This is a genomic window from Dysosmobacter sp. HCP28S3_G4, assembly GCF_052065175.1.
Lineage (GTDB): Bacteria > Bacillota > Clostridia > Oscillospirales > Oscillospiraceae > Oscillibacter.
The window spans coordinates 28,972-41,170 of the sequence record NZ_JBQHUP010000002.1; the positions used below are offsets into that span (position 1 = coordinate 28,972).

Annotated in this window: 12 protein-coding genes; all 12 read left to right on the top strand. The window is 55.2% G+C overall.

Annotated features, from left to right (window positions below):
• Nucleotides 1-31: 31 nt before the first annotated feature.
• The 12 genes from ACTNBU_RS01015 to ACTNBU_RS01070 all read left to right on the top strand — a co-directional run bounded on the left by ACTNBU_RS01015 (nt 32) and on the right by ACTNBU_RS01070 (nt 12,197).
• Nucleotides 32-970, top strand: a complete 939-nt coding sequence (locus ACTNBU_RS01015) for a DUF6017 domain-containing protein (protein ID WP_441029856.1) — start codon at nt 32-34, stop codon at nt 968-970.
• A 188-nt stretch (nt 971-1,158) separates the two neighbouring features.
• Complete coding sequence (locus tag ACTNBU_RS01020) at nt 1,159-2,049, top strand: ParB/RepB/Spo0J family partition protein (RefSeq protein WP_272040824.1); 891 nt, start codon at nt 1,159-1,161, stop codon at nt 2,047-2,049.
• Nucleotides 2,050-2,060: 11 nt separating this feature from the next.
• A complete protein-coding gene (locus tag ACTNBU_RS01025; RefSeq protein ID WP_273581558.1) occupies nt 2,061-2,543 on the top strand; it encodes a hypothetical protein in 483 nt (160 codons plus the stop codon).
• A 9-nt stretch (nt 2,544-2,552) separates the two neighbouring features.
• Nucleotides 2,553-3,158 (top strand): DUF3846 domain-containing protein, encoded by a 606-nt coding sequence (locus tag ACTNBU_RS01030; protein ID WP_273581557.1) that lies wholly within the window; start codon nt 2,553-2,555, stop codon nt 3,156-3,158.
• 41 nt (nt 3,159-3,199) lie between these two features.
• Nucleotides 3,200-3,691: a PcfB family protein gene (locus tag ACTNBU_RS01035; protein WP_117445209.1), complete on the top strand. Its 492-nt coding sequence runs from the start codon at nt 3,200-3,202 to the stop codon at nt 3,689-3,691.
• Entirely contained in the window at nt 3,688-5,496 is a 1,809-nt protein-coding gene (locus ACTNBU_RS01040; RefSeq protein WP_441029858.1) for a VirD4-like conjugal transfer protein, CD1115 family, read from the top strand. Before ACTNBU_RS01035 ends, ACTNBU_RS01040 begins: the two co-directional genes overlap by 4 nt.
• Before the next feature lie 214 nt (nt 5,497-5,710).
• Nucleotides 5,711-5,926, top strand: coding sequence for a Maff2 family mobile element protein (locus tag ACTNBU_RS01045; RefSeq protein WP_117445211.1), 216 nt, complete (start codon nt 5,711-5,713; stop codon nt 5,924-5,926).
• An 87-nt stretch (nt 5,927-6,013) separates the two neighbouring features.
• The gene (locus ACTNBU_RS01050; RefSeq protein ID WP_273581554.1) at nt 6,014-6,877 is read left to right on the top strand and encodes a VirB6/TrbL-like conjugal transfer protein, CD1112 family; all 864 of its coding nucleotides are present in this window, start codon (nt 6,014-6,016) and stop codon (nt 6,875-6,877) included.
• 15 nt (nt 6,878-6,892) lie between these two features.
• Entirely contained in the window at nt 6,893-7,291 is a 399-nt protein-coding gene (locus ACTNBU_RS01055; protein ID WP_273581553.1) for a PrgI family protein, read from the top strand.
• A complete protein-coding gene (locus tag ACTNBU_RS01060) occupies nt 7,245-9,626 on the top strand; it encodes a VirB4-like conjugal transfer ATPase, CD1110 family (RefSeq protein WP_441029861.1) in 2,382 nt (793 codons plus the stop codon). Before ACTNBU_RS01055 ends, ACTNBU_RS01060 begins: the two co-directional genes overlap by 47 nt.
• A 16-nt stretch (nt 9,627-9,642) precedes the next feature.
• Nucleotides 9,643-10,410 (top strand): BRO family protein, encoded by a 768-nt coding sequence (locus ACTNBU_RS01065; protein ID WP_441029863.1) that lies wholly within the window; start codon nt 9,643-9,645, stop codon nt 10,408-10,410.
• A 35-nt stretch (nt 10,411-10,445) separates the two neighbouring features.
• Nucleotides 10,446-12,197, top strand: a complete 1,752-nt coding sequence (locus ACTNBU_RS01070; protein ID WP_441029865.1) for a CD1108 family mobile element protein — start codon at nt 10,446-10,448, stop codon at nt 12,195-12,197.
• The last annotated feature ends 2 nt before the right edge of the window (nt 12,198-12,199 follow it).

Sequence of the window (12,199 nt, forward strand, 5' to 3'; positions counted from 1 at the left end):
TTCTTCGCTCGCTTGAGAGGGGGCGCGCCAAGTGACGCTGGATTATTTCTACGGTGCCCAGGCGGATCAGTTTGCCTTTTACCGTATCCCCAAGGCGCTGTTTACCGATGAACGCTTCAAGTCCATCTCCACCGAGGCCAAAATCCTTTACGGTATTCTGCTGGATCGGATGAGCCTGAGCCGTAAAAACGGCTGGCTGGACGAACAGGGGCGCGTGTTCATCATCTTCACGCTGGAGGAGGTCATGGAGGCTATCGGCTGTGCCGATCAGAAGGCCACCAAGCTGCTGAACGAGCTGGACAGCAAAGCCGGTCTCATAGAGCGCAAGCGGCAGGGGCTGGGCAAGCCCAATCTCATCTTCGTCAAGAACTTTGTGGATAACTCCACATGCAGCGTCCCACCCGCACCGGAATCACGAATCAAGACTCGTGAAAATCACGATTCAGCAGACGTGAATTTCACGACTCCGGAATCCCGAAAATCACGAGGAAGTAATACTGATTCAAATTATACTGATTTGAGTGAGACTGAAACCTATCCTTTCCCTTCCGGTCAAGGTGGCGGTCACGGTCAGGCACCTGTGGATAAGATGGGACGGGATATGGATGAGCGGGAACAATATCGGGCAATTCTTGAAGATAATCTGGAGTACGACATTCTCCTGGAGAACAACCCGTATGACCGGGATACCATCGCGGAGATCATGGAGCTTCTTCTCGATACTATCTGCTCCAAACGCCAGTACATCCGAATCGCCGGGGATGATAAGCCCCGTGAGGTAGTCAAGAGCCAGTTTCTCAAGCTCAACAGCACGCATATCGAATATGTGCTGAGTTCCTTCAAGGAGAACGCCAGCAAGGTACGCAACATCAAGCAGTACCTTCTGGCTTCCCTATACAACGCGCCGCTGACCATATCGAATTACTACGACGCCCTGGTGCGTCACGATATGGCAAACGGCTTTGTCTGAGCCGCAGCTTTCCTGCTGCGGCTTCTGTCATTTCCGGGAGGTGATGCAAATTGGCAGAAGAAAAGGACACGGCAGCACCGGCAAAGCGGACTGCCGGTAAGACAGGCAGGCGAAAAAAGCCGGAAGCGGAACACGCGGCCCGGGCCGCTCCCCAGGACAAAGACACCGGCAGCAAGGCACAGGAAATTCTGGAACAGGCGCGCACAGAGCCGAAACCCGAATGGGAGGTTGCGGAACAGGTCGTACTGCTCCCGCTGGACAGGCTCCGGCCGTTCAAAAACCACCCGTTCAAAGTAAACGATGAGGATGAGCTGATGCAGGACACCATCGACAGCATCATGGCGGGCGGTGTAATCAACCCGATTCTGGTTCGCCCGGCGGAGGACGGCAAATTTGAAGTCGTTTCCGGACACCGCAGGTTCCGGGCATCGGAGCTTGCCGGCAAAGCGGACATAAAGGCCATCGTCCGGGAAATGGACGATGATACGGCCGTGATTACCATGGTGGACAGCAACCTGCAAAGAGAGAACATTCTTCCCAGCGAGCGGGCGTTTTCCTACCGCATGAAGATGGAAGCCCTGACCCATCAGGGACAGCGCACCGACCCCACTTTGCGCCAAGTTGGCGCAAAGTTCAGAACGGCAGAGCTGGTCGGTCAGCCGGCCGGCGACAGCGCCCGTCAGGTACAGCGGTTTATCCGTCTGACGGAGCTGATTCCGCAGCTGCTGGATATGGTGGACAGAAAAGAGCTTGCCTTCAATCCGGCAGTAGAACTGTCCTACCTGAAACCCCATGAGCAGGAGCAGTTTCTCGACGCCATGGACTACGCACAGGCGACGCCGTCGCTTTCACAGGCGCAGCGCCTCAAACGCCTGAGCCAGAACGGACAATGCACACTGGAAGCCATGTACGAAATCATGGATGAGGAAAAGAAAAGCGAGCTCGACCGCATAACCATCCGCGGCGATGTGCTGCGGAAGTATTTTCCGAAGTCCTACACACCCCTGCAGATGCAGGAGACCATCATCAAACTGCTGGAAGCCTGGCAGAAAAACAGAGCGCATCAACAGGAGCGCTGAAAGGAGTTTTTATGGCAAATATCACACTGAACATTGAGGGAGATCTGAACATCTATGTCAGCGAGGAGGACGGTCAGCCGGACAGCCTGTATCTGGACGGCATGGACGGCTTTCCCGAAACGCTGCGCATCCATCTGGAAGCCGACGGCGAAGATGATGAAAGCAAGGCGGAGGTCATCTACGCCATTCCCGGCGCAGCGGCCATCAGCATGACGCTGTATGAGGCGTTGACGCTGGCGCTGAACAGCGGCGGCGCGGACAGTCTGGAGCTGATGCCCGTTTCGGGCATTTTCATCGCCTTTAACAGCGATGACGTCATCATCGACCAGAGCGGCGACTGCTATCTTGCCGGCCCCGGCATCATCTTTGCGCTGGAGGACGGCGATATTGTTTCGCTGGATGAGGAGGACAAAAAGCTGATCACCCAGGTGCTGGAGGACGGGACTGCCGAACTGACCAACGGCGCGGAAATCCGCTGCGCCTTCGGGCTGTGAGGTCTGCCCATGAAAGAATTTGAAGTCACCATTACCGAAACACTTCAGAAGTCCATCACGGTTGAGGCAGCAACCAAAGAGGAAGCGCAGGCAATGGTCGAGGAAATGTGGGACAAGGGTGATGTGGTGTTGGATGCCGATCACTTCGTCGGCGCAGAGTTCAGCTGTAATGACGGGCAGGAAATTGAGGCGGACAAGCCCATTGAGGTGCTGCTCGTGGAGCCCGGACAGTATGCCAGAATGACCACCATCGGCTCCTCCCTTGAGGATATGCAGAAGGTTGTGGGCGGCTACATTCAGGAGGCTCCCTTCTTCCGTGATCCGGTCACGCTGGTCTGCAACGAGGAAGGCAAGATTTCCGGCCTGCCGCTGAACCGCGCCATCCGGGACGATGACGGAAAAATCATCGATGTTGTCGCCGGAACCTTTTTCATCTGCGGTGCGGAGGGCGATCACTTCTCCTCCATTCCGAAGGAGCTTCAGAAAAAGTATGAGGAGAAATTCAAAAAGCCGGAGGCGTTTCTGAAGATGGGGCGCAGCATCATGGCGATTCCCACGGAGCCCACGGCGTCCAATCCGAAGCCGGACAGGAAAGCGCCGGGCATGGAGCTGTAACCGCCGTCCGGAAAGTATGCAGAGAAAGGAGATGATGCACCTTGCAGGAGGAGGTTGAAAACAGAACCGTCACGCTGACCATATCCGGCGCAAAGCTGACCGGACGCACACTCAAGTGGGCAATCCGTCAGTTTCTGAATCACCACAGCAAATCGCAGGCAAAGAAAGCCCAGGCCGCAGCAATCACGCCGCGCGGGAAACAGTCGGTGGCAGAGCTGGTCGGTCAGAATCAGGGCGTTCAGAACATTGAGATCAGCGATAAAAACATCAAGGACTTTGACCGCGTGGCCCGGAAATACGGCATCGACTATGCCGTCAAGAAGGATACCACCGAAGAGATTCCCAAGTATCTGGTCTTTTTCAAGGCACGGGACGGCGACGCACTGAACGCGGCGTTCCGGGAATACTCGGCGGTCGTTGCGAAAAAGAAGGAACGTCCGTCTGTCATTCAGAAGCTGCGCGCGATCAATCCGCTGGAGCAGGCAGTGAAAAAGGACAGGGTTCGGCACAAGGACAAGGGGCTGGAGCTATGAGACTGGATAAAAAGCTGAAAAAGAAACTGCTCCTGAACGCGCCCTATGTCCTGTTCGTATACCTGTTTGACAAGGCGGCGCAGGGCATACGCCTTGCCCCCGGCACGGACGCCAGCCAGAAACTCCTGCATCTGGCTGACGGCTTCGGCAGCGCCTTTGCCTCACCGCTGCCCAGCTTCCACCCGATTGACCTGCTCATCGGCATCGCCGGTGCGGTCATCATGTGGGTGGTTGTGTATGTCCGGGGCAAAAACGCCAAGAAGTTCCGCAAGAACACGGAATACGGCTCCGCCCGCTGGGGAACGCCGGAGGACATTGAACCGTATATGGACCCGGACTTCCGGAACAACATCATTCTGACCCAGACGGAGCGGCTGACGATGAACAGCCGGCCCAAGGACCCCAAGACAGCCCGGAACAAAAACGTGCTGGTCATCGGCGGTTCCGGCTCCGGTAAAACGAGGTTCTTTGTGAAGCCGCAGCTCATGCAGCTCCACAGTTCCTATGTGGTCACTGACCCGAAAGGAAGTCTCCTGGTCGAGTGCGGCCGGCTGATGGAGCACGCAGGATACAAGATCAAGGTGTTCAACACTATCAACTTCAAAAAGTCGATGCACTACAATCCTTTCGCCTACATTCACAGCGAGAAGGATATTCTGAAGCTGGTCAACACCCTGATTACCAACACCAAGGGCGAAGGAAAAGGAGGCGATGATTTCTGGCTCAAGGCGGAGACCCTGCTTTACACGGCGCTGATCGGCTACATCTACTATGAAGCGCCGAAGGAGGAACAGAACTTCGCAACACTTGTGGAATTCATCAATGCAATGGAGGTGCGTGAGGATGATGAAACCTTTGAAAACAACGTAGATATCGCATTCCGGGAGCTCGGCGAGCGTGACCCCAACCACTTTGCCGTGCGCCAATGGCGAAAATACAAGCTGGCCGCCGGCAAAACAGCTAAATCGATCAATATTTCCGCCGGTGCGCGCCTTGCTCCCTTTGACATTCAGGAGCTTCGGGAGATCACCATGTATGATGAACTGGAGCTGGATACGCTGGGCGGAACCAAAAAGGGCGATACCCAGAAGACCGTGCTGTTCCTCATCATGAGCGACACGGACAGCACCTTTAACTTCCTCATTTCCATGATTTACAGCCAGCTCTTTAATCTGCTCTGTGAAAAGGCGGATGACGAGTTCGGCGGGCGTCTGCCGATTCATGTGCGCTGCCTCATTGACGAGTGCGCCAACATCGGTCAGATTCCCAATCTGGAAAAGCTGATGGCGACCATCCGAAGCCGTGAGATTTCCGCCTGCCTGGTGCTTCAGGCGCAGTCCCAGCTGAAAGCGCTGTATAAGGACAGCGCCGATACCATCATCGGCAACTGCGATACCTCCCTGTTCCTGGGCGGTAAGGAGCCGACCACGCTGAAGGAACTGAACCAGACGCTGGGCAAGGAGACCATCGATACCTTCAACACCGGCGAGAGCCGCGGGCGCGAGGTCAGCCACAGCCTGAACTATCAGAAGTTGGGCAAAGACCTTGCCACCGTGGACGAGCTGGCCGTGCTGGACGGCGGAAAGTGCATCCTGCAGCTGCGCGGTGTACGCCCATTCCTGTCGGATAAGTACGACATCACCAAACACCCGAATTACAAATACCTGTCAGATGCGGATAAACGGAATGAGTTCGACATCGAACGCTTTCTGTCCCGCAGATTGAAGCCAAAACCGGATGAGGTCTATGATGTTTACGACATCGACGCATCCGTGATGGACGCCGGCGAAACTGCCGGCGGATAAAGGAGGATATCAGATGAACGAAAAAAGACGCCGACTCCCGCTGCAAAGTCGGAACAGACGCAATCATCAAAATCAATTCAAAAATGAAAGGAGACGCCGGAATCGGGAGGTTTCAGCAGCCATAAAGGCGCTGAAACAGTCGGTTCCGGCTTTTGCAATCCGGAGAAAACAGCATTATCAGTAATACTCCCGCAGGATTCCGGCAAATCGGAATATGGCATTTTTCAACAGCGCAGTAGGTGTTCTTCAGACTCTCGTTATCGCTCTGGGCGCAGGTCTCGCAATCTGGGGTGTCGTGAACCTCATGGAGGGCTACGGCAACGACAACCCCGGCGCCAAGAGCCAGGGCATGAAGCAGCTCATGGCGGGCGGCGGCGTGGCCCTCATCGGCATGACCCTTGTTCCTCTGCTTACCGGTCTTTTCGGTTAATTGCCGCACAGCAAGACAGAAGTGAGTAAAATCCAGGGCTTCCCCCTGCCATAGCGCAGGGGGAGCCGGAAAGGAGGTCGATGCCGATTGGATTTATTGCTCAACACGCTGACCGAATGGCTCAAGGAGCTTCTTGCCGGAGCGATTGCATCCAACCTGACAGGGATGGTGGACTCGGTGAATACGAAGGTCGGAGATATTGCGGTGCAGGTCGGTCAGACCCCGCAGGGCTGGAACAGCGGAATCTTCAGTATGATTCAGAACCTTTCCAACAACGTGATCCTGCCCATAGCCGGTATCATTCTGGCGCTGGTCATGACCATGGAATTCATCCGCATCATCATGGATAAGAACAACATGCATGATTTCGACACCTGGTCGATTCTCATGTGGGTGTTCAAGACGGCCTGCGCCATTCTGATCGTGTCCAACACATGGAATATCGTTATGGCGGTGTTCGACGTTTCTCAGACGGTAGTGAACAACGCCGCCGGCATGATCGTGGGCAATACGGATATCGAGCTTGTCACAGAGGGACTTGAGGAAACGCTGATGGCCATGGAGCTTTCCAGCCTGATCGGCCTGTGGTTCCAGTCCATGATCGTGGGCGTGACCATGCATATCCTGTCCATCATCATTATGCTCATCTGCTTCGGCAGAATGATCGAGATCTACCTGGTCACATCGGTTGCGCCGATCCCCATGTCCACCATGATGAACCACGAGTGGAGCCAGATGGGTCAGAACTATCTCAGAAGCCTGTTTGCACTGGCGTTTCAGGGCTTCTTAATCATCGTCTGCGTGGCAATTTATGCCGTCCTTGTGCAGAACATGGTCGTGGAGAGCGATATCTCCATGGCAATCTGGACGGTTATGGGTTACACCGTGCTGCTGTGCTTCACGCTGTTCAAGACCAGCTCGCTGGCCAAGAGCGTGTTCAACGCACATTAAGGAGGTGGAATCAGAATGGCATATGTACCCGTACCCAAGGACATGAACGCAGTCAAAACCAAGGTCGCCTTCAACCTGACCAAGCGCCAGATCGTCTGCTTCGGCGGAGGGCTTCTGGTGGGGCTTCCGGTCTTTTTTCTCATCAAGGGACACGTCAGCAGCAGTACGGCAACGCTCCTCATGGTGCTTGTCATGCTGCCTTTTTTCATGTTCGCCATGTATGAGAAGAACGGGCAGCCGCTGGAAAAGATCATCCGCAATATCGTGCAGGTCAGTTTTATCCGCCCGAAGGAGCGGCCATACAAAACAAATAACTTCTATTCTGCCGTAGTACGGCAGGAAAAACTGGATAAGGAGGTACAGAAGATTGTCCAAGGCGAAAAAGCTCACAAGAGCGGAAAAGCAGCAGATTAACGCTGCCATTCAGAACGCCAGACGACAGGACAAAAGACACAAATCCGCGCAGGATTCCATTCCCTTTCAGCGCATGTTCCCGGACGGCATCTGTCGCGTGACCGATCATTACTACACCAAGACGGTGCAGTTCCAGGACATCAACTACCAGCTGAATCAGAACGAGGACAAGGCCGCCATCTTTGACGGCTGGTGCGACTTTCTCAACTACTTTGACAGCTCCGTGCGCTTTGAGCTGTCCTTTATCAATACGGCGGCGAACAAGGATACCTACTCGGAGCGCATCGCCATTCCGCTGAAGGGCGACAGCTACGACAGCATCCGCGCCGAATACACCCAGATGCTGAAAAATCAGCTGGCCAAGGGCAACAATGGCCTCATCAAGACCAAGTACCTGACCTTCGGCATCGAGGCCGATTCGCTGAAAAGCGCCAAGCTCCGGCTGGAGCGCATTGAGACCGATGTGCTGAACAACTTCAAGCGGCTGGGTGTTCAGGCTGACCCGATGAACGGAAAGCAGCGTCTGGAACTGCTCCACGGCATCTTCCACATGGACGAGGAGCAGCCGTTTCTCTTTGACTGGGACTGGCTGGCTCCCACCGGGCTTTCCGTGAAGGACTTTATCGCGCCCAGCTCCTTTTCCTTCCGAAACGGCAAAAACTTCACCATGGGCAGGAAAATCGGGCAGGTTTCCTTCCTCCAGATTCTCGCGCCGGAGCTGAACGACCGGATGCTGGCCGACTTTCTGGATATGCAGAGCAGTCTGATTGTGACCATGCATGTTCAGTCGGTGGATCAGGTCAAAGCCATTAAGACCATCAAGCGCAAAATCACCGATCTGCAGAAGATGACCATTGAGGAGCAGAAAAAGGCCGTCCGCGCCGGATATGATATGGACATCATCCCCAGCGACCTGGCCACCTACGGCAACGAGGCGAAGAAGCTCCTGCAGGATCTGCAGTCCAGAAATGAGCGCATGTTCCTGCTGACCTTCCTGGTGCTGAACGTGGCGGAGACCAAACAGCAGTTGGAGAACAATGTGTTCCAGGCGGGCTCCATTGCCCAGAAATACAACTGCCAGCTGACCCGGCTTGACTTCCAGCAGGAGGAAGGGCTGATGAGCAGCCTGCCGCTGGGGCTCAATCAGGTGGAGATCGAACGCGGAATGACAACATCCAGTGTGGCGATTTTCGTGCCGTTTACCACGCAGGAGCTGTTTCAGAGCGGTAAGGAGGCGCTCTACTGCGGCATCAACGCCCTGTCCAACAACCTGATCATGGTGGACAGAAAGCTTCTCAAGAACCCGAACGGCCTGATTCTCGGCACGCCCGGCTCCGGCAAATCCTTTGCCGCCAAGCGCGAGATTGCCAATGTATTTTTCGTCACCGATGATGACATCATCATCTGCGACCCGGAATCGGAGTACGGCACACTGGTGGAGCGCCTGGGCGGGCAGGTCATCAAAATCTCGCCCACTTCAAGCGACTACATCAACCCCATGGACCTGAACCTGAACTACAGCGACGATGAGAATCCGTTGTCGCTGAAATCCGACTTCATCCTCTCCCTGTGCGAGCTGATCGTAGGCGGCAAGGAGGGCTTGCAGCCGGTGGAAAAGACCATCATCGACCGCTGTGTCCGCATGGTCTACCGGGATTATCTGGCTGACCCCGTGCCGGAAAACATGCCGATTCTGGAGGATCTGTACAATGCGCTGCTGACGCAGGAGGAAAAGGAGGCGCAGTACATCGCCACAGCGCTTGAAATCTATGTCACCGGCTCTCTGAATGTGTTCAACCACCGCACCAGCATCAACATTGAAAACCGCATCGTGTCCTTCGATATCAAGGAACTGGGCAAGCAGCTGAAGAAAATCGGTATGCTGATCGTGCAGGATGCAGTGTGGAACCGCGTCACCATCAACCGCGAGGCGCACAAATCCACACGTTATTACATCGACGAGATGCACCTTTTGCTCCGCGAGGAGCAGACGGCGGCGTACACCGTGGAAATCTGGAAGCGCTTCCGAAAATGGGGCGGCATTCCCACCGGCATCACGCAGAACGTCAAAGACCTGCTTTCCTCCCGCGAGGTGGAGAACATCTTTGAAAACTCCGACTATGTGTTTATGCTGAACCAGGCTTCCGGCGACCGGCAGATTCTCGCCAAGCAGCTGAATATTTCTCCCCATCAGCTCTCGTATGTCACCCACAGCGGTGAAGGCGAAGGGCTTCTTTTTTACGGCAGCACGATTCTTCCGTTTGTAGACCGCTTCCCGAAGGATACGGAGCTGTACCGAATCATCACCACCAAGCCGCAGGAGCAGGCTGGATAAGAAAGGACGACAAGATATGGAAAACAGGATGCAGATATTCCAGAATGAGGAGTTCGGGTGTGTCCGTACCTTCGTCACGGAGGACGGAGTTCCCTGGTTCGTTGGAAAAGACGTGGCGGATAACCTCGGGTACCAAAACGGTAGTCGAGATATTAACCGTCATGTGGCGCCGGAAGACCGGACAAAAGGAATGGTCTTTGACGGAAATCAACGGAAAGAGAGCATTCTTATCAATGAATCCGGGCTTTACAGCCTGATCCTCTCCAGCAAACTGGAAAGCGCCAAACGCTTCAAGCACTGGGTGACGAGCGAAGTTCTCCCCTCTATCCGCAGACATGGAGCCTATATGACCGATGCGCTGCTGGAACAGGCGGCAGGCAATGCCGATGTGGCGGCGCAGGTCGTTCGGGCACTGTCGGAAGAACGGAATCTCAACAAAAAGCTGGCCGGGCAGCTGAAACAGGCTGAAGCGCAGCTGACCGTTGCGCTTCCCAAGGCGGCGTATTTCGATGCGCTGGTAGACTGCCCCGACTGCACCGGTATCCGGCTCACCGCCAAGGAGCTGGGTGTTCCCCAGAGCATGTTCACGGCCTATCTCGTCAGAAAGAAATATGCCTACTATGACAGCAAAGGTATCATGCATCCTCACGCCCTTCCTTACCGCAACGGCCTGTTTGTTGTCCGTGAGTTTATCGCGCCCAACGGGCATCGCGGCACGCAGATGCTGGTTACGCCCAAGGGCAAACAGGTATTTCTGGCCGAACGCGCGGAGATCATCGGCTGAACAATACCACAACCATACGAATCGAGGTGATGCACATGGCAAAACGCTCGCCCCGTCTTCTGTTTACAGAGGAGGAGCTGGAAGCGTCGGAGCTTCAGAAGCCCATTAAAAAGGCGGAGAAAGCGCAGAAAAAACTCACAAAAGCTGAGTCGAAAATCCCCAAAAAGAAGATCGTTCAGAAACAGCGCGTCTATGACCCGAAGGAGAATCAGGTCGTGACGCGCCTTGTTTTTGAGGGAACCGAGAAAAAGCGCCCGTCCAAGCTCACCCATGCCGCAGCGGTCACTCCGCTCAATGCGGTTTCGGCAGTATCCCACCGGGAACTGCACGAGGATTCGGACGGCAGCGTTTCCGCATCGGTCTCCCATGAAGCCATCAGCAGCGCCGAGGGCGGCATCCGCACATTGGATACCGCCCACCGCACATTGCAGGATAAACCCTATGCCAGAGCGCTGAAAGCAGAACGCGCCGCTGACCGGGCCAATCTGAAGGCACTGTACAAGGAGGCAGAACTTCAGAATCCGGAATGGGGCGCAAGCCCGGTCTCCCGGTTCCAGCAGAAGCGCGCCATCAAGAAAGCCTACGCCGAGGCCAAGGCCGGAAAGGCTGCGGACAACACGGTCAAAGCGTCCGAGGCTGCGGCCAAAGCTGTGAAGAAAACCGGTGAGGAAACATCCAAAGCCGTTCAGTTTGTCGCCCGGCACAAAAAGGGCTTTGTGATTCTCGGCGTCATCGGAATGATGTTTCTGTTTGTCTCCGCTGTGATGTCCAGCTGTTCCGTGATGATGAGCTCGCTCACATCCTCCGGCGTGCTGACCACCTATCCCAGCGCCGATGCGGATATGCTGGCGGCGGAGGCGCAGTATCTGGCGCTTGAGGCAGAGCTTCAGGAGTATCTGGACAATTACGAAAGCACCCATGATTACGACGAATACCATTTTGACCTGGATGAGATCGAACATGACCCCTATGTGCTGATTTCCATGCTGACCGCACTCTGGGAGGGAGAATGGACGATTGATGAGGTAGGCGGTCTGCTTCAGACCATCTTCGACCGCCAGTACACGCTGACGGAGGATGTGCAGGTTGAAACCCGTTACAGAACAGAGACCCGCACCGGCTATTACACGGTTACAGACCCGGAGACCGGCGCGACCAGCATCGAGGAATACGAATATGAAGTGCAGGTTCCCTACGATTATTACATCTGTACGGTGACGTTGGAAAACTTCAATCTGTCCCATCTGCCGGTCTATCTGATGGATCAGGATCATCTGTCCCTGTATGCCTCCTATATGTCTACACTGGGCAACCGGCCCGATCTGTTCGCCGGTTCTTCCTACGTTGACCGCTATTACGGCGACCAGTACCGGTATGAAATCCCGGCAGGCGCGCTGGAGGATGAACAGTTTGCGGCCATGATTCAGGAAGCGGAAAAGTACCTGGGCTATCCGTATGTCTGGGGCGGCAGCTCGCCCAGCACCAGTTTTGACTGTTCCGGCTTTGTCAGCTGGGTCATCAATCACTGCGGTGTGGGCTGGAATGTGGGGCGGCTTGGCGCCGAAGGACTGCGCAATATCTGTTCCTATGTCTCTCCGGCCAACGCCAAGCCGGGCGACCTGATCTTCTTTGAGAAAACCTATGACACCTCCGGCGCGTCGCACGTCGGCATCTATGTGGGCAACAATATGATGATCCACTGCGGCGACCCCATCCAGTACACGAGCATCGATACGAACTACTGGCAGCAGCACTTCCTGCAATTCGGAAGGCTGCCCAGCCCGTAAGA

Excerpts from the sequence above, each read along its gene's own strand:
- ACTNBU_RS01045 (WP_117445211.1), top strand. The coding sequence starts at position 5,711 with ATGGCATTTTTCAACAGCGCAGTAGGTGTTCTTCAGACTCTCGTTATC.
- ACTNBU_RS01025 (WP_273581558.1), top strand. The coding sequence starts at position 2,061 with ATGGCAAATATCACACTGAACATTGAGGGAGATCTGAACATCTATGTC.
- ACTNBU_RS01070 (WP_441029865.1), top strand. The coding sequence starts at position 10,446 with ATGGCAAAACGCTCGCCCCGTCTTCTGTTTACAGAGGAGGAGCTGGAA.
- ACTNBU_RS01065 (WP_441029863.1), top strand. The coding sequence starts at position 9,643 with ATGGAAAACAGGATGCAGATATTCCAGAATGAGGAGTTCGGGTGTGTC.
- ACTNBU_RS01055 (WP_273581553.1), top strand. The coding sequence starts at position 6,893 with ATGGCATATGTACCCGTACCCAAGGACATGAACGCAGTCAAAACCAAG.
- ACTNBU_RS01040 (WP_441029858.1), top strand. The coding sequence starts at position 3,688 with ATGAGACTGGATAAAAAGCTGAAAAAGAAACTGCTCCTGAACGCGCCC.
- ACTNBU_RS01030 (WP_273581557.1), top strand. The coding sequence starts at position 2,553 with ATGAAAGAATTTGAAGTCACCATTACCGAAACACTTCAGAAGTCCATC.